The sequence below is a fragment of the Blautia sp. HCP3S3_B11 genome (genome assembly GCF_052064435.1).
Lineage (GTDB): Bacteria > Bacillota > Clostridia > Lachnospirales > Lachnospiraceae > Blautia_A.
This window is the reverse complement of sequence record NZ_JBQHVP010000030.1, coordinates 1-22,860: the sequence shown is the minus strand read 5'-3', so window position 1 is coordinate 22,860 and position 22,860 is coordinate 1. Positions and strand designations below refer to the sequence as shown.

Sequence of the window (22,860 nt, the reverse complement as noted above, 5' to 3'; positions counted from 1 at the left end):
AAAAGAGTTATCGTAAATTTTGACGGTTATTCTCTGCTGAAAACTACCATTGGCCTTTGGTTTTACGATAACTCTATATTTACGATAACCTTGATAATGTTGAATTATAGATTATCGAGGGAAATCCAGCCGTTCCGCTTATCCGCATAGGACTTCAGAAGTCCCCACTTGGATGCACCTGGACCATCTGCAACCTCAATGATGGTGAATACACCCTTTCTGGTAAACACTCCTGCAGTGCCATAGTTCGTTCCTGGGTCCCTGCGGATGTTCAGATCATCAATGGATACCTTTACACAGAAAGGCACCGCCACTTCATTTTTGCCTACCGGATACACAGCCTTGCCGTTAGGGTCGTAGACCGTATAGCCCGGATTCTTATTGGCGCATTTCTTTGCATTCACCAGAACCTTGTAAGCCCCCAATTGACTCTTTGCTTCATCCCAGGACTTACGAACCCTGTAGTAGCTGTCCGTGCTTTCTGCTTTGACATCATACTGAGTCAGTTTCCACCTCTCGATGATGTTGCAAAGCTTGTCCACATAAGTAAGGCTCGTAGCATACCCACCATCCTTGATGATCTGCACCGCCTTCCTATAATCCATGCATCCCTTCAATCCATCATACCTTAGCTTATTCCCATTCTTGGCTCCAAGCAGATAAGCACTATGGTCTGCAATAGAATCCTCAATGCAACCATACCTTCTGAAATCAGCCGTGATGGTCATATAACTGCCATCCGCATTCTGCTCCTGAGTCTTCTTTGTATAAACAGAGCTGCCATCCCAAGTAGAACCACCCCAGGTATTTCCAGAAAGTGACTTCTTCATACCAAAGCAGTTATTCGCCCCCTGCGCAAGTTCACTCTTCCCATAGCCGCTCTCCAGAATAAACTGAGCCATAGACACAGATGCCAAAATCCCCGACTTCTTCTGATTTGCAGTAAACAATGCACCAACCTTTGCAATCACCTGTGCCTCAGTTAAAGAAGCAAACTCTCTCGCCTGCATCCCTGAAGGAATTGATTCTGCTTCTCCACCGCTAAGTCTCGCTGTAACCTTCGCAGCCAAATCACCCAGCCTTGCATAAAGCCAGTTCCCCGGACAGCTCTTATTGGCAAACCATCTGTGAACCGTGATGAGCATTTCATCCTCCTTCGGCTGATAGCTCAAAGACTTGTCCTTATCTCCAAACCAAAGCAGCTTCTTCTTGCCATTTCTCTGGCAGATATCCACGCACAAGTCAATCAGCCTGTCATAGACCACCTCATTCATGGCATACGGCTCCACCTTACCGGATGCACACTCAATGGTAACCGCTCTCTGATCATTCTCATTGCTGGAAGTACACCAGGAACGATTCTTTTCTTCCACATACAGTCCAACTCTGCCATCCTTATCCTCTTCACTGCGGTCATGCAGCTGCTCCAGCACTTTCTTAAGCTTCTCCGGAATCGGCAATCCCAAATGTGCCGCATTCTCCAGCAAAGAAATCCCTTCATTACTGAGATAGAAAAAAATCACAGCCGTTCTCAAAATAGAACCATTTCCGATGACCTGCACATCCAAAACATTTGCAATTCCTACCAGCATAAAGATAAGTACCTTTCTGCAGATTCCCTTGAATCCGACCTCAGAAGAAAGCTTCTTATCGGAAATCGCACACATAATTCCCGTGATGTAATCCGCCACCACAAATAAAAGCAATGCCAGAATCAAACCATCACACCCTCCAAAGAAGTAGCCAAGCCAGCCACCGATTCCCGTAAACACCAACTGCACCATACTCCAAAACTCTTTCATATCCTCTGTTCCTCCTTAAAAAATTGTATAGAAAAAGCAGCTGCCCACCTTAGAGCAACTGCCTCATCCCAAAATACTATCCCTATCAGCTATCCACTTCCGTCAGCTCATAGGTAATCTTCATCGTCTTATCCGTTGTCTTCACCACGGCAGTACTTAAGTTATTGATACTGGCCAGATATGGTGTCAGCAAAAAGCACATTCTGTAATCCGAACCATAGTTACCGCCCCAGCCAAAGCAGAATTCCTTGTACTGAAAAAGTGGCGTACCCAGATTCAGAAGTCTTGTACTTCCAACAGTCTGTACCACCGTATCATCCGGCTTAATCTGATAATCCCATCCGATAATCAGGTCATTTACCATAAACAGATAATTGGCACAGGTTCCGGAACCGGTCTGAGACTTCCCGGCAGAAGTAAATCCAAAAGGAATCAATGTCACATCCGTGGAATTGTTGAGATTGATTTTATAGATTCCTGCATCATCATAAGCAGTCAGATACAGATAGCCATTCCGGATGACACCTCTCACACCACGCTGTGCATAAGTATCGACCTTGAAATACCCGATTGCCTTCAAATAACAGTTGGATAAGGTCCATACACCTTCTGTCATGGTGTAATCATCCTTTTTAGTCTTCACCCAGTACATCTTGGCATCTCCGGAAGAATTCGCCTGATTGGCAAACCCATACCAGTACCCGTCATGTCCGTCCAGAAAATCTCCATAAGGTGTATAGCTTCCAAGGAACTTAAAAGTACTGCAGGGAATCACCTTCTCTTCCAGCAGGTCATTCGTGGTATCATTCAGCCTGTCATTCAGTCCCAAAGTAAAAACCGGAAGCCTTCTCTTATGGATAATCACAGAACTGTCCTGGAACCGCATACTGATCAGGATATTGTTCTCAAAATCCACCTCCACCGCGCTGAACAACTCCGCAAGCTCCTCCACGGTCTGCGTTTCCAGTCTGGTCTCCATAATCTGATAAAAGGCAGCCTTGGAATTCTCCATGCTCCCGTAGGCTGCCACACCGCCCTGTTTGGAAGTCAGTGCCACTGCAGCAATGGTTCCATTTCCCTGGCTTGGTGTAAATTCCCACACAAACCGGTAACCATTATCTAATGGCTTACTCTCCGTCAAATTCATACTTCCCCTTGCCACATCCGCAGTAGCATTGACATCATTGGATGCATAGGCCACCGGGAGCTTTGCAGTGGATGGATAAATATTGTCCGCATCCTCTGTCAATGCTTCCGAATAAAGCAGTATGCCTCCAATCATGTTAGGGCAGATGGGAATCAGGTTATCATTCCAGAGCAGATGCGTATCATACTCCCCGGCCACAGAATAAAAAATACCCATAGGATTCAATCCCAGGATATGATTTACCGCATTCGTTACCATATTTTCTTCCTGTACTCTTTCCACCACTTCCCCGGTGGCATCATCGATCATCTCGATGACCATATTTCCTTTCAGCTTCATCCTTACCTACCTTTCCACCGGCATAGCAAACGCACCGATTCCAAATCTTCCATGAACCACATCACTGTAGGTTCTCTTCACAAGCTCATCAATCTTCCAGGTGATATTCTCATCAACAGCGGTCATCTGAAGCACACCACCGACTTTTACTTTCTTAATGGTTTCCTCTATCTTAATCTCACCATCCCAGGCTTCCCCGGCACCCATTGACTGACCCATAATCGCCGCAAGACAATCACCGGTATCCACCGTAATGGTTCCACCTGTTGCCCTGGCATACACATTAAAAATATTTCTGTAATTCGCCACCAGATTCTCAATCGGATAATACAGCATGATGGAATGCTTTCCGGAATGCCAGGTTTCTTCCGGCTGATGGATCTCAATGATGCTGTCATTGAACTCAAAGGTAAAATGAACCACCACCTGCCCATCTTCCTTCCAGACCACAGGCAGTTCCACGGACAGCGTCTGCTCTTTTGTGTTACCGATTACCTTAGGCTCCTCTGTTGCAACAGCACTATCCGAACTTCCGCCAGTCTCATCCACAACATCAGTCCCCGCAGCATCGCTATCAGTTGTTCCGCTATCCGTAGTTTCCTCATTACCTGCAGTACCCTCTGCCAAAACTTCTTCCACTTCCACCGAAGGAATCAGCACATCCCCTCTTGCAACCACAGACCTTTCCACCTGGTCTGCATTCACTCCTACAATCACAGACCCAAAGAACTGCGCCATAACCGCTTCATTCGGTGCAAACTCGATGGAAATAATCTTCACATCACTCTCACCTACCGTAAAAGAGCTGGCATTGGTAAAGGTATGAATACCAATCCTGCCAGCTTCCTTGTTATCGATAATCTGATTTAAGAGTCCTGAAATATTCTTATCATTCTTAGACTTGGCATGTGCCAGTCTCGGATTCTTACCAACCCCTTTCAGTGTGTGCTTCCCGCCTATCTTACACTGCATGGAAGTAATGGCGGATATCCTGTTTTCATCCGCCTGTCCGCCCCTAAACCGGATCACATCTCCTAAATCCAGAGCAGGATTTCCTGTTGTTTCCGAATCAAAAGGCACATAATCCACAACAGCCAGGTCATTCAGAATATTCATACACAACTGCTCTCTGGTTTCCTTAAGCCCAAACTGTAACAGAGGATTCACACCCAGATTCATTGTCAGCCCGTCATCCGGATCCAGATGATAATACTCTGCCATTTCCGTTTTCATGTTGGTAGAAGAAACCGCCGTGTACCTTGTAATGAAATCAGAAAAGCTGCTGGTAAAACGATGCTTTGTTTCCAGTTCCATCACCGGCTCATTACCATACTTCCTCAGCTCCAGCTTACCCTCTCGGTTGATACAGAAAAAACCACCAAGAACCTGCCCCACATAATAGAGCACATCCCGGTAGGTCTCAATATCATTTTCTGTATAAATGGAAAGCAGCTCGGTTCCATTTGGCATCGCCTCGTATTCTTCCTGACTCTGTGCCATCTCCACCTTACAGGCCTTGCAGCACAGATTCACAAAATCATACACCGTACCAATAGTTTCAAATCCATTGAAGCTCTTATCAAACCGGAGCATGTAATCATAGGCTTTCAGTTCCAAAGTCTTGATATTTCGATTAGCCTCCGACACCTCAAAGATTCCCATCGGTACCTCTTCATAAGAGCCATCCGACAGTCTTAAATGATAGAACAATTCCACCAGAGCATCTTCCAAAGTATATCTGTCAATGTCAGAGAAAAGCGTAATCCCCATCTCTGCTGCATACACCGTACCAAGCTCAATCTCAGTAGAGCCGCAGCACTGACTGGAAATATATCCGCTCCCCTTTACAATATCATCCGCGCCAAACTCATACGTGGAACCCTTCGTTGTCGTTATCTTTCCCGTCCAATAATATCTTCTTGTGTTCTCCTGCACCGCTTGCAGGAATGCTTTGCTCACCGGATACACGAAAACACCCTCTTTCTTATAATTCCTTCAAAGTAAATGAAACAATCCACAGCCCCTTATAGCTCGTATCCTTCTTAAGCTTTGCCTTGAATCCTTCCACATACATTTCTGTCTGCCTAACACTTGCAGTCTCCGGATCAAAGAATCCAACTCTTATCTTCTCCTGCTGTTTATACCCGGTAAGTAACCTCAGCCACTTCTGGGTAATAGAATATCCACTTCATAACTATCCGGCAGAGGAAGATCCACGCCGTCAAAATTCAAATACTGAAAAAATGCCATCGCTTATCTCCCTCCACTTCTTAGATTTGCCCTCTGCTGGGCATTTACAATCACTTCATCCAACATCGTACCGCCAAGGTACACAGGAATCACAATATCCCCGCTTCCACTTCCCACAGATGAAACTGCGTCCTTAATCGCCGATACAAAACTACTCATATCTGCACTGGATACAGAACCGCTATTCTCTCTGATATCGTTAAATCACTGAAGGATCTCTGAATTACATTGGTCTCAACTACATAAATCCAAGCTTCATCATCCGTCAAATCTTCCTTAACAATAGCAGGGATCTCTGTAAGACCTGCAATCTTTGCAGCATTGTGTCTGTTATGACCTGCAAGCATTTCATATCCCGAACCAAGTTTTCTTACTATGACCGGTGTAAGAATTCCATGCTCTTTTATGCTCTCCACCATGTCATTCAGCCTATCGCCCTGGTAAAGCTTAAATGGATGGTCACGGAATGGAGTGATGGCATCCACTGACACCATACTCACTCCACCCTCTGGAGCATCCGCTGTCAAAAAGTCTATCGCATCATTAAAAACCTTTCTCTTATCCTTCATAAGCAATCAGCTCCTTTCCAAAATCTATATATGCCTTGCAAGCCTTTGTTTCCGGTGCATATTCCAAAAGCGGCTTACTGTAATAAATACTTTCCCCCACCTTTACGGTACTCGGAATCTTACTGTTAAAAATCTTAATCTGACCCTCAAATGTCTCAGCCACTTGCTCTGAGATAACCTTGCAGAGATTTGTTCTGGCTTCACACATAGTAAGCAATATCCCCTCTACTTCCAGCTTCGGATTGATGCGGCTCTTTATCTTCTTGATGGTCTTAAGGAAATCCTGCAATCCCATCATTGCCAATAACTGAGGATTAACTGTAATCACCACACCGTCAGCTGCTGCCAGTGCATTTATCGTAAGAGCACCTAATGCAGGGCAAGTATCGATTATCAGATAATCATATGAATCTCTCAACGGCTCTATAATATTTGCCAGCATCCTCTCAGCTCCCATTTCAAGTCTAAGCTTTGCATCCACCGCTGACAAAAACATTGATGAAGGAATAAAATCCACTCCATTGCGGTTCATGATGTACTCTGCTGGATCCGGAAGCTTTTCATCTTCCATCTGAGCCATCATCAAATGACCTATTGTAACCGGAACTGCTGCAGTATCTTCTACTCCAAAGCAGGTTGTAAGATTTGCCTGACTATCGAAATCTACTGCCAACACTTTTTTACCAAGACTTGCCAATGAATATGCAAGATTATATGAGCTTACGCTCTTACCAACTCCACCCTTAGTGGCTCCTACCAATATAACTTTTCCCATGACCTACTCCTATCTGAGCAGCTGATCCACAAGTGACTGTGTCTGCTCCATCATTGCCTTGTTTACCATTGCCTTAATATCATCAAAACAGATGACCAGCACTGCTATTACAATGAATACCAGTACAAAACCGATTGTCCTTAAACTGTCTCTTCGCATACGCCATACCTCGCTTCCCTCTCTGCCACAAACTGAGCATGAAGCTTTGATTTCTCAACCTCAAACTTCTTCTTAAGTGAAGCCATTTCTCTTTCCATGAATGCAGTTTCTGCCTCTTCCATTGCAGCTCTTTCAGCATCCGGAGTAATAACCAGCTTTCCATTCTCACAAGTGATGGAAACATAATCTCCGATATCAAAACCTAACTCCTTAAGCCACTGCCCCTTCAACATGATTGTCGGCGTTGCCTTATAGTTGTGCCCGCTCTGGCTGATAACCTTAATACTTCTTTTCTTTGCCATAATCGAAATCTCCTTTTCATAATTTGTCATTGATTGCCTGTAACTCTGTCACTAATTCATCCGGCTCAATGGCATCACCTCCCTTTAGCGAAAAATAAAAATAGCTGCCAATGCTTTCGCATCAACAGCTATCGCTTAAGTTCGGTATATTTATGAAGTTATTTCTTTTCAGCCTGCTCTTTTTCGATTATGTTGTAATATTCATCCATATCAAGAGAAAGCTTTATGTGAGAGTCTGCTTTTCGGTTGCTCAAGAGGCAAACCGTCTCCACATGCATTGAAACTTTAGTTCGCATTAACATTCGCGCACGCGAGTGTCTGATTTTTATTTTTTGCACCCCTTTATGTAAATCACAAAAAGTTGCACCATTCCGGCGGACAAATAAATTAACCCTCTATTTTAAGAGAGCTAATTCATATATCTAATCTTTATTAATCATCCAGCATTCCAACAATTCCAAAAACTGAAATAACAAAGAATAATACTGAGGTTACCACTAAACAAAAACTTTCTGAAAAACCAATAAACTTACTAAAGAATGCATATATTAAGAATCCTATTGGCCACAACATCATGACTATAAATTCACAAGAAAAGTAAAGTCCACAATTCCATTTATCTTTTCTTCCTTCAAAAAAGCCAAATATCACTGCACATACTACACAGAAAATAATAGAGAAAATTATGTAATGGTTCATCTGCTCTACGCTTCTACAATACTGTACATATAGAATAAATAGGGATAAACCGGATCCCCAACCACATAGTTTTTCTACCTTTGTGCTTTTAAACGTACCTATCAACATAGTTACAGAAGTACAAAGTAACAACCATATTGCAATTTTATTAGCGGTAAAGGAATCTAAGAACAAAAACTTATTTATATCACTGGTTACACTTATTGCGATTTCTTCCGCAAAAGCTGAAGCAAGAATAAATCCCATAATAACTGCAAATACTCTACGTGCACCGCTCATTACAGTAGTTCCACCGGTAGTATTACTCTTTGAAGTATGAGATGTATTTGTTGCTTTAGCCGCAACCGGTTTTACATCATAGTTGATAGTCTTAACTTCTTGAACAGCCTGACTAAAATCAGGTAATTTTTCAACAGTTTGGTCATAGACATTCTCGGCTTCATATGAAATATTACCATCTTTTGAAAGAATAGGTGTATCAATAACTGATTTAACCGCACCAGCTAATGCTCTGGTTACAGCAATCAATTTCAAATCATCCTCTGAAAAGTCCTCTGAAGTGAGTTTTTTCTTAAATACTCTTCCTTCTTTCTTTCTTACCACACCTGCTAATAAACCTGAACACTCTGCAAACATTTTATTTAGATCTCCTAAAAGATCATCAAACATTTCTGATCTTTCAGTTATAGCCCCACATAGCGTCTCAGAGATTTTCATTTTTTCTGAAGCAGCTTCCGCTTCCGCATACATAGTATTTGCTTTTTCAAGATTTTCATCTGCTTTCATACTAGCTGATATACCTGTGAACAGTATAACTGGAGCAGCCACTGCTGCTAACGGAGTCATTGCAGCTCCAAATGATAAGGCTGAGCCCGCAAATCCTGCTGCCATACCAATTTCACCTGCCGCTAATGCGGATCCTGCCAAGGCCAGTTCCCCGGTTACAATTGGTAACGCACCACTCGCAGCTAAAGCAACCGCAGCGCCTGCTGCAACGCCCGTAGCACTACTAGCGAAAGAAGACGAATAAATATTTGTCATCTCTCTAATCTCTATAGCACCTTGCTGGTCAATTGTGAATTTAGATATTTCATGTATACCAACAGACTCTTTTACTTGAATATGCTTTACTTTGTCGTATGTTGTAAGAAACTGATTCATTGATGTATCAAGAACGCTCTTCTTATCGTATCCCAGTTTTACAAGAGCCTTCTCTGTTTTATTCTGTGCTACCTCTAGTGCATGTTTTGCATTGTTATATAGCTCTTGCGCATTTTGTGAAACTCTCTGAGCACGCTCATTTGTTTCTTTTGCACTTAAATGTCCTCCGGCACCAATTACACCTGCGGCAACTCCTAATCCCGCTAATAAGAATGGAATAGGCATAAATCCACCTCCTTATAAAATGTCATCCTCATCACTATCCAAGAATGACTTAAATTCACTGACTGTTTCAAACTTAACCTCGCCACCAAGTTTTCGTGTAATATCATTCGCTCCCGCAATGACACCATCTGCATCTCCCATTTCATATGCTAATCTCATGGAAGATAGTGCTGAATCAAAACATGTTCTATATTCTTGAAAATATGAGTCCAAATATGATTCTAATTCAGCACGAAATGCTCTCGCTTGTTCCGCAGCAGCATTACATTCTGCGATGATACGCATTCTTTCCTCATGCTCTAATTGCTTAGTTTGTAAATCATTAATCAGGTTATTATATAGATTACTTGTAAGCATTGAGCCTACCAAAGCGCCTACAGCTCCTCCTACTATAGGAATAGGAATAAGAGTTTGTCCTACAGCCATTGAGTACCCCATTGTCGCCATGTTAAGCCCCTTATCGCCTAACTGAATAAGGCATTCCTGTGTAGTAATCTCTCCTTCACCCCATTTTTTTAATGTATCACCTGTAACGATAACCGCAGTAATAATCTTACCTGGCACATTATTTTTTGCCAACGCTTGGACAAATTCTGAAGAAGAGTATGATAATGTTTGAGAAACCACCGTCATTCCTCCACCCATCGCATAACCTGTTACTGCGGCTTTTCCTCCGTCTTTAACTGTATCTACAATAGCATCTTCTCCACTTTTCTCACCTTTAATAACTGAAACCACATTCATGATTCCAGACATTGTTAATGCTGTAACTCCTGCATTCTGCGCACCAGCTTTTCCTGCTTCATGTGCGGTTCCTACTGCATTCTTAACGCCTTTTTTAAATGCTCTACTATTATTTCTTTTTTCGGCAGCCTTGCCAGTATCTTTAATTCGTTTACTAACTTCTCCAATAGTCTCGCCAGATTCAATATTATCAGCTAATCCTTCCATCCTTGTAGCATCGTCAGCCCACTCCTGCTGCGTACTACCACCTTTTCCAACATCCTTACTTCCTTGATTTAGTTTTCTAGACAGCACTTGAAAATTATCATCACTATTACCAATTTCACGAACATCATCGGTAGTCAAGAAAGGATTCTTTTTCGTTCTTTTCGCTATTTGACTAAGAGGATCTATATGGTCAGCTTCTGCTGCATGGCTCTGCCAATCTTCACCATACTGCATTTTTGCATCTCGTTGTTTTTTTACTAACTCGGCTCCTGAATAAGGATCTCTAACTGTTTTTCCACTAGCAAATGCATCGTCAATTGCTTTTTTATGCGAACTACCATCATCATAAAACTGTTTTCGAGTTTGTGGATTGTACTCAGGCCTACTAAACTTAGCATTCGCTTGAGCAGTTGAACTTCTTATTGAGGAGTCTAATGCTATTCCGGCTCCAATCTTGCTTTTTGAATCATCATCCTCATCACGTTTTAGAGCCACTTCAGTAGATTTTGCTTTATCCTTTTTTAGGAAATCAAACAACCCCATACCACATACCTCCTTTACCCAAGAACAAGTTCATTAATTCTTCCTTGAAATCCAATGTATTCATTCAATATACATTCGCACTTATTAGCAAAATCAGAATCTATATTATATTCTGTGAGCATCCGACTTATAAGTTTTCTTTCATCACTATCATAATTGCCATCAGCCATAGCCAAGCCAATAAGCTCAAAAATAATAATCTTCTTTGCCTTTTCACTGCTATCAATTTTGATAGTTTGAATCAATGATTCCATAGGTTTTACCATAGTTTTTTCATCAAATTGACATTGTAGTTCCTGGCAATATCCGTTAATCATAGCTTTTTCGGAATCACTGTAATCCCCATCAACAGTTGCCATATTATATGCTATTCCCAAAAATACAGTTTTTTCGCTTTCATTTAATAATGCTAAATACATGTTTATACCTCCTCTTTTTTAAGCTCATTACAAGCCTCATAATTCAATTGATAGTATTCTTCAAGTGTCATCTTATCTTTGAAGAATCTTTCGTATGTTTTATCTACGTTACATTTTTCTGGTCTTTCTTCATAAATAGTACATAGCTTTGAATTAATATCGAAATATCTACAAATGCCATCTCCTCTATCTAGATCTTCATATATCTGAGACTTTTTTAGATTCATGCAACATAGACCACAACAATCACAATTAAACATTATCAGTATACCTATCTATAATGACATACAATGTCATTCATTCTTTTTTCTCCAATTCACATATTCACCTGTCGTAATTCTTCCATCAATGGGCCTCTCAGCCTCTATTGGAATTGCCCATATTTTTCCCAATTTTGCTGTTCCCTCTATCTGTCCATCGGCACACATTGCCCGAATTCGTCTGGGTGTCAGATTCCACTTCTTCGCTACTTCATTAATCGACATATAACCTTCAATCATTGTTATCCTCATAAAACAAAAAAACACTGCTATTTCTAGCAATGTCATCAACGTGTAACTGGCTGCCATTTTACAGGCCCTATAGCTTTGCGTCATACTCTTTCGAATATTTTGCCAAAAATATTATAATGTTATTCTATTCCTTTACCGGCATTTTGTCAATGTTTTCATATAACCATTTAACATACCTGGTTCTTTAGAAATATCCTATTTTGTCACAATCAAAAAAGCCGGTAAGCAAACCACTCTCGGTTCACCTACCGGCCATTTAGCTTCATCTCTTATTCAGTTGCAACCTCAAACTCTGTACCGTCATAAAACTTTATCTGAAGCCTGCCATCTTCAAATACTGTAATGTGGTCCATTACTGCCATCATAAGTTCTGGATCAAACTCCTTTATTGGCCCTGCTGCCGCATGCTTCATTACCAGCTTTGTTTTATATCTTAGCAGAACATCATCACCCTTGATATTCTCTTGCCAGCGTTCCTGGTAATCAGCCTGGTGCTCGACTATCTCATTCCAACTCATAACAAACAGCTTAGTGAAGGTTTCGTCAGTAACGTACCTATTGCTGCAAACCTTATGACCGTCAGTCTTGTTGCAGGAGCCGCAGCGCCACTTGGTTATCCTTATCCCTGCTCTAGTCGTGTACTTTACCCTGGAATAAATGTTGCCGCAATTCCCGCAAATAATCTTGGCATAAAAGGGGTTCTTTTCGCTCATCTGCCCGTAGGCATTTGTGAAATGTTCCTTACAGTACTGGGCCCTTCTTTCAAGCTCTGCCTGGACTGCTTCCCATGTTTCAATATCAATAATCGGTTCGTGGTCTTCTTCAATATGGTACATCTGAACACTACCGTCATTTATAACTCGTCGCTTGGAAAGGAAATCGGCTGTATAGCTTTTCTGTAAAATGGCGTCTCCCATATACTTCTCATTTCGAAGCATGGAGTCCAACGTACTTGCCTGCCAGTTATACTTTCCATCCCAGTTCTTTATCTTCTCAGCCTTAAATATCCTGGCAATATAATCAACCGTTTTCCCGGACATGAATTCCTCATAAAGCCTAACCACTATCTTGGCCTGCTGCCTGTTTACAACAAGGTGCCCTTCCTCATCCGTATCATACCCTAAGAAGCGCTTGGTGCTCATTTTATGCTTACCCTGTTCAAATCTTCTTCGAATACCCCAGGTACAGTTCTCTGAAATGCTGCGGCTCTCATCCTGGGCCAAACTAGAAAGAATTGTGAGAAGCACCTCTCCCTTTGCGTCTAAGGTATTGATGTTTTCTTTTTCAAAAATAATCCCGATTCCTAAATCCTTAAGCTCTCTTACATAGTTGAGGCAGTCCAGCGTGTTTCTGGCAAATCTGGAAATCGACTTTGTAATGATAAGGTCAATCTTGCCAGCTCTGCAATCTGCAATCATTCTATTGAAGTCATCACGCTTCTTTGTGTTTGTTCCTGAGATACCTTCATCGGCGTAAATATCAACCAGTTCATAATCAGTATTTCTGGTTATCACCTCAGTGTAATAGCGTACCTGATTCTCATAACTCGATAACTGTTCTTCTTGATCTGTTGACACGCGGCAATACGCTGCGACCTTCTTCTTTAATTCTATCTGCTGCCCGTTCACCAGAATCGTAGGCTCTTTTGCTGGTATAACCGTAATGCTTCTCGCCATTTTCAAACACCTCCTCAACTACCATTTGCTCTGTAAAAGAAAGGCCCGTAAGCAACTCGTCTCTAACACGAATTCCCTTACAGGCCTCTTTTCCTTTTTGGATATATGTTGAACATATCCATTCCACTTTTCTATTGTAAACATATCTGCGTCGTAAACTCTTACCACAATGCGGGCAGACAAGCATTCCACTCATTGGATACCTTCTTTGGTACTTATCACCGCTTTGTATATTTCTTTGCTTTTTATGATATTGCATGAGCTCTTGTACCTGCTGCCATTCTTCTTCGCTGACAATGGCCGGGTGATCCTCCGATACATAAAAGCTCTTAACTTCTCCTTTATTCCTAACCGTCTTATTTCTCTTCCCTTCCGGTGTGTAATATTTTTGAATATGGAAGTCACCTTTGTACTTCTCATTCGTAAGCATACCCTTAATTGTACTCGGATGCCAAGTTGAACCGGTAATCGTCTTGATTCCTTCATCATTTAGGATTTTTGCTATCCTGTGGCATCCTTCGCCGGAGAGGTACATTTCAAATATTCTTCTCACAATCTTGGCTTCCTTTTTATTGATTACCAGGTCGCCGGTCTCGTCTTTATCGTATCCCATAAATCTTGCAGTGTTTATCATTCCCTCACCACGTTCAAACTTCTTTTTAATGGTCCACTTGTTATTCTCTGAAATGCTGCGGCTTTCCTCCTGTGCAAAGGAAGCAAGCACCGTCATCATAATCTCACCCTCCGCTGATAAGGTGTTAATATTGTTTTCTTCAAAAATAATCCCGATTCCTAAATCCCTTAACTCCCTGGTGAACTTTAGGAATGTCAATGTGTTTCTGGCAAATCTGGAAACCGACTTTGTAATAATAAGGTCTATCTTTCCAGCTCTGCAGTCAGCCATCATTCTTTGAAGCTCAGGTCTATTTTCATTGGTGCCACTCATGCCAAGGTCGGCATACACGCCAGCAAATTCATATTCTGGATTGCTTTTAATTACTCTTTCATAAGTGGTAACCTGATTCTCGAATGATTCGCCTTGCTTTAGGCTATCGGTTGATACTCTAGCATAAGCGCATACTCTTATCTTCTTAGTCTTTGCTTCAATCGGCTCAATCTTTCTAAGTCGCATAAAAGCTCACTCCTTTCAAATTTTGGTAGTCTATATATCACTCTGAACGCCCAGAAAGTAAAGTAAAATAACGGTTTCAAGGCCATTTATTTTTTGTCTGCGCGAACACAACAAAAGAAAAAAATTAAGGCCCTGGCAGCATAAACCACCAAGGCCTCAAAGCTATTTTTATTTGCATTTTAATAATATCACACCAAAATCCGAAAAACATTACCGCTTTTCGCACGCCTTCTTAAACAGTGTTATCTTCGGCAATAGCAATAAAGCAATATTCCTATGAAAGAAGTTCATTTACTCTACGCTGTATTGCTGCATAATCATATCCTGCTGCAGTAAGACGTGCTTTTCTCTCAGTACCATTTCCCCAGTCACCTCTTATAACCTCTTTGGCAATCTCATCCACAGACTTTTTTGCCGGTGCTCCTACCTTCGCATTTACAATACTCTGAATTTCAGAATAATTGTAACCGGCCTTTGTAAGTTTTTCCTTACGTTCTGCACCATTTCCCCATTTACCAGCAATTACCTCACTTGCAATCTCGACATTCGATTTCTTAGCCGGAGTAGTATTACTGCTTTTACTATATCCATTCAAACCTGCTGCTTTAATCTTCACAGGATAATCTACATAGCAATAATCCTGGTCGCAGGTCTGCCCATTGATCTTATTACTGCGAATAAGATTTGTCTCACCTCCAAACTGCCACATCTGCGTCTCTGCACCACTGGTTGGCGCTGGTTTACTCTTTCGCCAGCGTGCTACCCAATGACTGTATCTAGTAAGCTCTCCATCATTCATTTCACTGTTGAAAAATGATTCTGATGAATAAATACCTACCCAGTAACCAGCCGCCTCCACTATAGAACAGAACGTTTTCACAATCTCAGTCAGGGTTACTCTGTCATTGTCTGTAATCATTTTGCCTTCAACATCATAAAAGACAGGGTATTCATATTTCTTTCCACTAAGAATTGAAATAAAATACTCTGCCTCTTTCTTTGCTTCTGCTGTGCTCTTTGCATTTCCATAGAAGTATGCTCCCCTTGGAAGGCCACAATCTTCGCACTTCTTATAATTGGCCTCAAACTTGCTATCTTTATAAAGTCCAGCATCACCTCCACCAGCTTTTAAGATAGCAAATTCTACCCCTTCCTTACTCTTTGCCCTGGCAAAATCAAAATCTCCCTGCCAATGGCTTACATCAATACCAAATCTCTTAATTTCACTCATGTTCTAATCCTCCTTGTCTTCTGCTCTGTTATGAAGCTGCTCTAATACTTCTTTGATTTTCTGTGGAACTGGCAAACCCAAATGGGATGCATTTTCTAAAAGGCTTACACCTTCGTTAGAAATATAAAAGAAAATGACCGCTGTTCTTAAAACACTACCAGTACCAATCACGTTGACATCCAGGATATTTGCAATACCCACCAATAAGAAAATTAGTACTTTCCTGCAAATTCCTCGAAAACCCACTTCACTTGATAGCGCTTTGTCGTTTATCGCGCACATAACTCCGGTTATGTAGTCGATAACCACAAATGCAAGTAATGCGTATAACAAACCGTCACATCCTCCTAAAAAGTATCCCAACCATCCACCAACTGCTGAAAATACAAACTGAATTGCATTCCAAAACTCCTTCATCGCTTTGTCCTCCTTTGATTTTTTGTATGAAAAAAGCAGCTACCCGCATGGATAACTGCTTGATTCCGACATTAAGTCCTTTCATCTTTAATATTGTTTATCTTCGCCATATAGTAAACCTGTCTGAGTGTCCTTGGAAAAAGGACATCCGGGTTATTGATGATTAAATACAGCCATGAGGATGACACAACACTTTCCCACACATGAAACTCCCATGGGAGCATACCGTAAGTGGCAGTCGTATAAATGACTCCTCCTGTGCTTCCATTGCAGTTCTGCAGCTTAATGCATTCTGCTACATATTTTTCTGCCTCATCCATTTCCCCCAGCACATAGGCAAGAAGAGCATATCCCAACGTTCCTTCCGTCCACACAATGTCCGGCGCACCCTTGTAATCCGCCGTCCTGTCACTGTATGGTTTAAAACCGGAGTAGGTTTCATCACCGGAATATGCCGTATTGTAATAATCCTTCTTCGTACTCTGTACGATTCCCTTTCCTTTCGTCAGATACACTTCTTTTGCCGTTTTTAAACATTTCTTCGCCGTATCGGAATTCACAACGGAAAATATCAGCGTCCCAGCCCATGTGGTACAATCAAGTGCCCATGCCCCATCCGGTTTTCCTCCGTTGATTCCCTGATAGAATCTTCCATTCTCACGGTCATAGCATTTTAGGAACAGCCTGTCACGGACAAGTTCTGCCGCTTCTTTATATTTTTTGCTTTTCAGCACGAGCGAACATCCTTCCAGTGCCTGCAGTGCTGAACACTGGTGCTCCACAGAACACCACTCTATTTCTTCATCCGAATAGGAATAATCCTCCATGTTATAACTGCCATACCCTCCCGTCATAAGGCCGTATCTCGGGTCATCCGTATTGGTCACCTGTTTGGAAACCAGCCAGTCCCCCGCCTTTTTTATCATATTAATAAATCTCCTGTCACCACTTTCCAGCGTGTAATAACACGCTCCCCAGACAAGCCATCCCATTGCCCCGGTTCTCACATATCCGTCAAACAGCTGTCCGATATAAATATCATAGGAAAAATTGAAACTCCCGTCATCGTTCTGTTCATACTTCATACGCTTTAACATTTCCACGCATATGTCATAGTCACCGCTTGTCGTAAAAACCAGAAGGGCAAGCCCGACATCATAAGCCCATGTACGGGAATTCAGCATATATCCGTATGCTCCGAGTGCATTGGAGCCGTCTTTGTTATACTGCGGATCATCGGTAGGAATCAGGAAGGATGCCGGAAGACGTCCCTTCTGAAGGTTCATGATGGAACCCGCTATGCCGACCGCATCATAGGCAATAGCCCCCTCCCGCCATACCTGCTGCATGACCTTTCCAATCTTATGTCCGGTTGCTACCTTATTCGTGTACCACAGATACTTTCCGCCGCCGCAGTTCCATATCTTGCAGATATCATTGATATATTCTGCATCCGAGTAGCTATATAATCTCATAGTGAAATAGGAAAAATAACTGTACCCGTATCCTCCGTCCTCTGCACTGATTTCCGTATCCGCCTCATAAACATACCGTTCAACAGTTACTTCTTCCGTGGAAGATATTTTTTCCCAGTGCCCTTTCAGACCCTTTGCAAGACGGAATTCCTTAATTCCCTCTCCAACGCTGATATCCAAAGGATATGTCACCGTTTCCGTGTGGGTGGTTTCCGTTTCTTTTCCTTCTTCGTCCTTATCCTTTACCGTATAGCTTTCACGGTATGTCATGACGGATTCCCATGTCCCGTCTGCTTTAATTGGACAGGTAATGACTTTATATGCAGCATCACGGATTACATACACATTTACGGCATAATCACTGTAATCCGTCAGGTTTCTTGCATTTCCGGTGACTTTCCCCTTGTATGAAAAATCATAATATGTGGCTGGTGAGATATATTTTGCAAACACCTGATCCTCGTCAGAAGACAGCCCCGTAACATATCCCCACATAATATCCCCCTCATAGGTATCCGCATATTCCTCGGCAAAGGTAAGCTGGTATTTAAAATTGTTGACATCCAGCTGTCTCTTAATAAATGCAAGGGCATCCGAAGACGCCTTCTCATATGCTTTTCCTTCAAATACTGCCACTTCTGCCGCCTCCTTTATTCTTCCTCTTCTTCCGTCTCATCCGGTACAGTGCAGTAAAATGCTATCACCGTGGTGGTTTTGGAACTGACACCGGAAATGGTCGCACCCACATAAGACGAAAAAGCACTGCCGTCTTTTTTATTCAGGGTAACCACGGGTTTTGCTCCATCATCCGTCTGCCACTGGAAATACGGTCTGTCATTGTATGCCCTTGTAAAATAAAAAGAGCCGTTTCCTATAATCTCTCCAAACTCCACGGTGTATTTTGCCGTGGTATCCCGTATGTCCTCCACGGTACTTACGAGCGAATACAGAGTATCATTCAGGGTCGGTATATACGCACCGACCGTAATGCTTACCTCGTTATAATTGAACGGATTCCACTCCATTCCCACAACCCGTTTCTGTGTATTGATCGACAGTGGTGCAAACCGGATGAGCAGTTCATCGCCAAGGTCTACGTTTTCTTTCCTGAACAGATCCAGTGAATAACTGTACCTCTGTTCCGTTGCATTGTAGGCGCAGCTGATATCCTTGACATTCTCCGTCTTCATGATATCCACGGTTTCACTGTTTCCCCTATGCCTGCGGATTCCTATGGCATACCCGTAATATTCTATTTCACCTTTTACCAGCGCCACTAACTGCATAACACAGGCTCTTCTGGTTGTTTCCGTATTTACACGGAGCGTTACCGTAGTTTCCATATCCACCGTACCGACATAGAACGGTGTTCCGGCAAGTAGATACTGCAGTATCTGTCTCGGTGTCCCTTCCATGTCAAATGCAGTGACTTTATAGCCATCATCATTCAGCATATAAGAGACATGCTCGCATTCCATTTCTGTGTAACACACCCCGCTTGAAATATTCTTCTTAATGCTTGTAATGTTAAAGACCAGACCATCCAGTTCCACGATATTGTCCACTCCGGCAAACCCTTCTATTTTCTTTGTCATCATCTTAAATGACATTGTGCATTCCCCGTCCAGTTTGCTGACTATCCGGCAGCCGTTCACGGCAGAATAGGATTTCACGAAACTGCCCGGCGTGTTATCCGCATTCTTCCTGTAAAAATTCATAACCGGGTGCGGCGGGATTTCCCTGTATCTCGGACGGATGGTCTTATCCTCATGGATATCTGAGTACGATGTATTCCATCCGATGAAAATGAGTCCCCTTATTTTTTCAGGGGACGGAGGGGCCGCACTCTCCCCTTCCTTTACCTTCTGGGAAGAAAGATAATCATCCCCTGCATAATTCAGGAAATTGACCGTGAAGTAAACTGCACCGCTCTTATAAGTAGGGCGGACAGTCATATCTTCATTGACGCAGGTAATGTCAACATTCCATCCACTAAATTCCATACCCTCAATCTCTTCCGGTGCAGGTGCAAGTGCCGTGGCATCACCCCCGGCTTCCACATCACAGGTACCCAGAAGGTCCGTTCCGGCATAGTTTAAAAACCGCACTGTGTAATAAACCACCCCGTCTATTGTTTTTGACATTTTATCCACCCTCCTAAACCGTTCCCAGATTTCTTAATGATGCCTGTCCGTTGGAATACTGTATCTGTGAAACAAGTGTCGTGATTGTCCTGCCGTCCAGCATGATAGGCTGGTTCAGCTTCACGGTTGTGCCTTCACCTGCACTTCCCCCGTTTCCCGATATGGTCGCATTAATACCGGCTTCCATATCCGGTATGGCATCTTTTAGGTTCATGGTATCCGCCAGTCTGTTTATCTGCTCCGTTACCAGTCCCCTGCTCTTTTCAATCCCGTCAGCAAGCCCTCCCATAAAGTCAGGCATCCATGACTCATAATCGGTTAACGGTCCTTTATCCGGCACGGAGAAATGCAGATATGACTTAATCGTAGATGCCACATTTGAAACCGCATCCTTTACTTTCCCAATGCATTTCTTTATACCATTTACGATGCCCTCGATAATATCAGAACCCCATGTAACTGCTGACTTTGCAAGATTCTTTATAAAATTCACTGCCGTATTGAATCCTGTCTTTATGGTGTTTACAATATTTCCGATGGTTGTGGTAATGCCCGTCCACATCGCATTGAAAGCCGTGGACACAGCAGTCTTTATTCCATTCACCACAGTGGTCACGACCGTCTTTATGGTGTTCCATGCCGTAGAAAGGAATGTCTGTATGCCCGTCACTACAGTGGTAATCACGGTCTTGATTCCATTCCATACCGTGGTGATAACTGTCTTTATGGCATTAAACACCGTGGTAATGATGGTTTTGTAAATATTGAAATAGGTCGTGATTATGGTTTTGATAACCTCCACCACTGTGGAAAATATTGTTTTTATCCCGTTCCATATCATGCTGAAGAAAGACTTTATCCCGCCCCATACCGCAGATGCCGTGGCAGAAATTGCCTGCCATGCAGAGGCAAAGAAAGTCTTCAGCCCTTCCCACACGGCAACGGCTACCTGCTTTACGTTCTCCCACAGATTTATCCAGAACTGCCGGAAACCGTCACAGTTATTCCACAGGTAAATGAATGCCGCCACAAGGGCGGCAATGGCAGCAATAATAAGAACTATCGGATTGGCAAGCATTGTGGTATTCAGTGCCGCAAATGCCCCCTTTACCACCTTGATTGCCCCTGCAATTTTAGGCACAACCGTCATAATCGTTCCAACCGCAGATATGACCTTTCCGACAATAATAAGGACGGGACCGAGTGCAGCTGCCAGAAGTGCAATGGTAACCACCACCTTCTTTGCTCCTTCGTCCATTCCGTTCAACCAGTCTACAAACTTCTGTACCCACCCAACGATTGTTTTGATGGCAGGCATCAGCAGCTGGCCAAAAGAAATAGCCAGCCCCTCAACAGCCGACTTAAGCAATGTCAACTGTCCCTGTAAATTATCCAGCTGTGTATCCGCCATCTGTCCGGCAGCACCCCCGCTGTTTTCAATAGAAGCCTGAAGTTCATCCCATGTGCTTCCGGTATTTGCAAGCAGTGCATTTACGGATGACAGGTCAGTCTTGTTAAAGATGGTGCTGATAATGTTTGCCTTTTCCTCAGAAGTCATGCCGTCCATGCTCTTATTCAGGTCACCAAGGATATCATTCATGCTCCGCATATTTCCCTCAGAATCGTATACGGACACACCAAGCTGTTTCAGGCTACCCGCTGCCTTATCGGTTGGATTCTGCAGGGACAGGATGATATTTCTAAGATGGGTACCTCCCTCTGCACCCTTGATACCGTTATTGGCTAAGATGCCGAGTGCCGTATTCAGTTCTGCCGTACCGCCTTTAACGGATTTTGCAGTCGCACCGATGGTAAGAATGCCTTCGCCTAACTGTGCTACGGATGTATTGGTAGTGGATGCCGTCTTTGCCATCTGGTCTACCATCTTGTCAGCCTCGGATGTTTTCATTCCCAATGCAGACATGGCATCGGTTACCATGTCCGATGCGGACGCAAGGTCAATGCCTCCAGCTGCAGCCAGATTAAGTACTGTCGGCAGGGTATCTGCCATTTCCTGTGTATCATAACCAGCTAGAGCCAGGTAATTCAGTGCCTCCGCACACTCTGTGGCAGAAAAGGCAGTGGATGCCCCCATCTCCTGTGCCAGATTGGAAAGGGCATCCATGGTATTGACGCTCTGACCGTCAAGGGTAGACATGGATTCCTTTGTGATTCCCATGGTTGCCTGTACCTGCGACATGGAACTTTCAAAGTTTGCCGCAGTGGTTACGGCTGCAGTCCCTAGGCCGGTAACAGCTGCAGTAACCGGAAGCATCTTCTGTCCTGCACCGGAAATGTTATCTCCCACCGTTTTCATCTTTTCCCCCGCAGAAGAAATCTTCTGCAGTGCGGTTGCAGACTGGTTTGCCTGTGTTTCCAGTTTCTTTAAGTCCGCTTCGGTTTCTATGATTTCCCTCTGCAGGGCATCATACTGCTCTTTAGAAATCTCTCCGTTGGCAAGTGCAGTATTCGCTTGATTGGCTGCTGTCTTAAGTGTTTCCAACTTCTGTTTTGTTTCATCAACAGCCTGTGCCAGGAGTTTTTCCTTCTGTGCAAGAAGTTCTGTATTACCTGGATCCATTTTCAATAATTTCTCGACATCCTTAAGAGCCGTCTGTGTGGATTTGATTTCTCCGTTCAGACCCTTAAGGGCAGTCTGCAATTTGGTGGTATCCCCACCAATCTCAACAGTAATACCCTGTATTCTGCTTGCCATAGGTTTCCTCCTCTCTCCTAAATTTAGGCATAAAAAATGCCCGGATTTCTCCGAGCATGAAAAAAGCACCAACCCATTCAAGGATTGATGCCTATACATTTATTTTACTTATGATTCACTTTGAAAAACTGAAAGTTTCAAGCGTTATAGACTTCCCACAAATATCTCTGCATCAATCGTCAAAGTTTTTAGCTTTTTGAAATCAATCTCAGTTTT

19 protein-coding genes, 1 pseudogene and 1 riboswitch are annotated in these 22,860 nt (G+C 42.9%); all 20 genes and pseudogenes read right to left on the bottom strand.

What is annotated here, in order from left to right:
- Nucleotides 1-104 precede the first annotated feature (104 nt).
- Nucleotides 105-1,373: a glucosaminidase domain-containing protein gene (locus ACTNC0_RS17430; protein WP_441088391.1), complete on the bottom strand. Its 1,269-nt coding sequence runs from the start codon at nt 1,371-1,373 to the stop codon at nt 105-107.
- Nucleotides 1,374-1,394: 21 nt separating this feature from the next.
- Nucleotides 1,395-1,802 (bottom strand): annotated as a pseudogene (locus ACTNC0_RS17425) (phage holin family protein); the annotation flags it as partial.
- Nucleotides 1,803-1,887: 85 nt separating this feature from the next.
- A complete protein-coding gene (locus tag ACTNC0_RS17420; RefSeq protein ID WP_441088389.1) occupies nt 1,888-3,288 on the bottom strand; it encodes a hypothetical protein in 1,401 nt (466 codons plus the stop codon).
- Nucleotides 3,289-3,294: 6 nt separating this feature from the next.
- Nucleotides 3,295-5,256, bottom strand: a complete 1,962-nt coding sequence (locus tag ACTNC0_RS17415; protein WP_441088388.1) for a hypothetical protein — start codon at nt 5,254-5,256, stop codon at nt 3,295-3,297.
- Between the two features lie 285 nt (nt 5,257-5,541).
- A complete protein-coding gene (locus ACTNC0_RS17410) occupies nt 5,542-5,697 on the bottom strand; it encodes a hypothetical protein (RefSeq protein ID WP_441088392.1) in 156 nt (51 codons plus the stop codon).
- Nucleotides 5,694-6,107 (bottom strand): ParB N-terminal domain-containing protein, encoded by a 414-nt coding sequence (locus tag ACTNC0_RS17405; RefSeq protein ID WP_441088387.1) that lies wholly within the window; start codon nt 6,105-6,107, stop codon nt 5,694-5,696. The genes ACTNC0_RS17410 and ACTNC0_RS17405 overlap by 4 nt, the downstream gene beginning before the upstream one ends.
- The gene (locus ACTNC0_RS17400) at nt 6,097-6,882 is read right to left on the bottom strand and encodes a ParA family protein (protein ID WP_441088386.1); all 786 of its coding nucleotides are present in this window, start codon (nt 6,880-6,882) and stop codon (nt 6,097-6,099) included. The genes ACTNC0_RS17405 and ACTNC0_RS17400 overlap by 11 nt, the downstream gene beginning before the upstream one ends.
- 9 nt (nt 6,883-6,891) lie before the next feature.
- Nucleotides 6,892-7,041: a hypothetical protein gene (locus ACTNC0_RS17395; protein ID WP_441088385.1), complete on the bottom strand. Its 150-nt coding sequence runs from the start codon at nt 7,039-7,041 to the stop codon at nt 6,892-6,894.
- Nucleotides 7,023-7,343, bottom strand: coding sequence for a SymE family type I addiction module toxin (locus tag ACTNC0_RS17390; RefSeq protein ID WP_279200644.1), 321 nt, complete (start codon nt 7,341-7,343; stop codon nt 7,023-7,025). Before ACTNC0_RS17390 ends, ACTNC0_RS17395 begins: the two co-directional genes overlap by 19 nt.
- A gap of 432 nt (nt 7,344-7,775) precedes the next feature.
- Nucleotides 7,776-9,428, bottom strand: coding sequence for a hypothetical protein (locus tag ACTNC0_RS17385; protein ID WP_441088384.1), 1,653 nt, complete (start codon nt 9,426-9,428; stop codon nt 7,776-7,778).
- Nucleotides 9,429-9,440: 12 nt separating this feature from the next.
- A complete protein-coding gene (locus ACTNC0_RS17380; RefSeq protein ID WP_441088383.1) occupies nt 9,441-10,922 on the bottom strand; it encodes a hypothetical protein in 1,482 nt (493 codons plus the stop codon).
- A gap of 14 nt (nt 10,923-10,936) precedes the next feature.
- Nucleotides 10,937-11,341 carry a hypothetical protein gene (locus ACTNC0_RS17375; protein WP_441088382.1) on the bottom strand — a complete coding sequence of 135 codons (405 nt, stop codon included), beginning with the start codon at nt 11,339-11,341 and terminating at the stop codon, nt 10,937-10,939.
- A gap of 293 nt (nt 11,342-11,634) precedes the next feature.
- Nucleotides 11,635-11,841, bottom strand: a complete 207-nt coding sequence (locus ACTNC0_RS17370) for a DNA-binding protein (protein ID WP_441088381.1) — start codon at nt 11,839-11,841, stop codon at nt 11,635-11,637.
- Between the two features lie 50 nt (nt 11,842-11,891).
- A riboswitch (cyclic di-GMP riboswitch) is annotated at nt 11,892-11,967 on the bottom strand.
- Between the two features lie 155 nt (nt 11,968-12,122).
- Nucleotides 12,123-13,430 (bottom strand): recombinase family protein, encoded by a 1,308-nt coding sequence (locus ACTNC0_RS17365; protein WP_441088390.1) that lies wholly within the window; start codon nt 13,428-13,430, stop codon nt 12,123-12,125.
- Complete coding sequence (locus ACTNC0_RS17360; protein WP_441088380.1) at nt 13,393-14,661, bottom strand: recombinase family protein; 1,269 nt, start codon at nt 14,659-14,661, stop codon at nt 13,393-13,395. Before ACTNC0_RS17360 ends, ACTNC0_RS17365 begins: the two co-directional genes overlap by 38 nt.
- A gap of 274 nt (nt 14,662-14,935) precedes the next feature.
- Nucleotides 14,936-15,892: a GH25 family lysozyme gene (locus ACTNC0_RS17355; protein ID WP_441088379.1), complete on the bottom strand. Its 957-nt coding sequence runs from the start codon at nt 15,890-15,892 to the stop codon at nt 14,936-14,938.
- Between the two features lie 3 nt (nt 15,893-15,895).
- Nucleotides 15,896-16,309: a phage holin family protein gene (locus tag ACTNC0_RS17350; RefSeq protein ID WP_441088378.1), complete on the bottom strand. Its 414-nt coding sequence runs from the start codon at nt 16,307-16,309 to the stop codon at nt 15,896-15,898.
- A gap of 71 nt (nt 16,310-16,380) precedes the next feature.
- Nucleotides 16,381-18,420, bottom strand: a complete 2,040-nt coding sequence (locus ACTNC0_RS17345) for a hypothetical protein (protein ID WP_441088377.1) — start codon at nt 18,418-18,420, stop codon at nt 16,381-16,383.
- Between the two features lie 14 nt (nt 18,421-18,434).
- Nucleotides 18,435-19,928: a hypothetical protein gene (locus tag ACTNC0_RS17340; protein ID WP_441088376.1), complete on the bottom strand. Its 1,494-nt coding sequence runs from the start codon at nt 19,926-19,928 to the stop codon at nt 18,435-18,437.
- A gap of 13 nt (nt 19,929-19,941) precedes the next feature.
- Nucleotides 19,942-22,644: a phage tail tape measure protein gene (locus tag ACTNC0_RS17335; RefSeq protein WP_441088375.1), complete on the bottom strand. Its 2,703-nt coding sequence runs from the start codon at nt 22,642-22,644 to the stop codon at nt 19,942-19,944.
- Nucleotides 22,645-22,860 lie beyond the last annotated feature (216 nt).

What these genes read in the sequence shown, in the direction of transcription:
- ACTNC0_RS17420 (WP_441088389.1), bottom strand. Translation starts at nt 3,288, where the DNA reads ATGAAGCTGAAAGGAAATATGGTCATCGAGATGATCGATGATGCCACC.
- ACTNC0_RS17410 (WP_441088392.1), bottom strand. Translation starts at nt 5,697, where the DNA reads ATGAGTAGTTTTGTATCGGCGATTAAGGACGCAGTTTCATCTGTGGGA.
- ACTNC0_RS17405 (WP_441088387.1), bottom strand. Translation starts at nt 6,107, where the DNA reads ATGAAGGATAAGAGAAAGGTTTTTAATGATGCGATAGACTTTTTGACA.
- ACTNC0_RS17400 (WP_441088386.1), bottom strand. Translation starts at nt 6,882, where the DNA reads ATGGGAAAAGTTATATTGGTAGGAGCCACTAAGGGTGGAGTTGGTAAG.
- ACTNC0_RS17395 (WP_441088385.1), bottom strand. Translation starts at nt 7,041, where the DNA reads ATGCGAAGAGACAGTTTAAGGACAATCGGTTTTGTACTGGTATTCATT.
- ACTNC0_RS17390 (WP_279200644.1), bottom strand. Translation starts at nt 7,343, where the DNA reads ATGGCAAAGAAAAGAAGTATTAAGGTTATCAGCCAGAGCGGGCACAAC.
- ACTNC0_RS17385 (WP_441088384.1), bottom strand. Translation starts at nt 9,428, where the DNA reads ATGCCTATTCCATTCTTATTAGCGGGATTAGGAGTTGCCGCAGGTGTA.
- ACTNC0_RS17380 (WP_441088383.1), bottom strand. Translation starts at nt 10,922, where the DNA reads ATGGGGTTGTTTGATTTCCTAAAAAAGGATAAAGCAAAATCTACTGAA.
- ACTNC0_RS17375 (WP_441088382.1), bottom strand. Translation starts at nt 11,341, where the DNA reads ATGTATTTAGCATTATTAAATGAAAGCGAAAAAACTGTATTTTTGGGA.
- ACTNC0_RS17370 (WP_441088381.1), bottom strand. Translation starts at nt 11,841, where the DNA reads ATGATTGAAGGTTATATGTCGATTAATGAAGTAGCGAAGAAGTGGAAT.
- ACTNC0_RS17360 (WP_441088380.1), bottom strand. Translation starts at nt 14,661, where the DNA reads ATGCGACTTAGAAAGATTGAGCCGATTGAAGCAAAGACTAAGAAGATA.
- ACTNC0_RS17355 (WP_441088379.1), bottom strand. Translation starts at nt 15,892, where the DNA reads ATGAGTGAAATTAAGAGATTTGGTATTGATGTAAGCCATTGGCAGGGA.
- ACTNC0_RS17350 (WP_441088378.1), bottom strand. Translation starts at nt 16,309, where the DNA reads ATGAAGGAGTTTTGGAATGCAATTCAGTTTGTATTTTCAGCAGTTGGT.
- ACTNC0_RS17340 (WP_441088376.1), bottom strand. Translation starts at nt 19,928, where the DNA reads ATGTCAAAAACAATAGACGGGGTGGTTTATTACACAGTGCGGTTTTTA.
- ACTNC0_RS17335 (WP_441088375.1), bottom strand. Translation starts at nt 22,644, where the DNA reads ATGGCAAGCAGAATACAGGGTATTACTGTTGAGATTGGTGGGGATACC.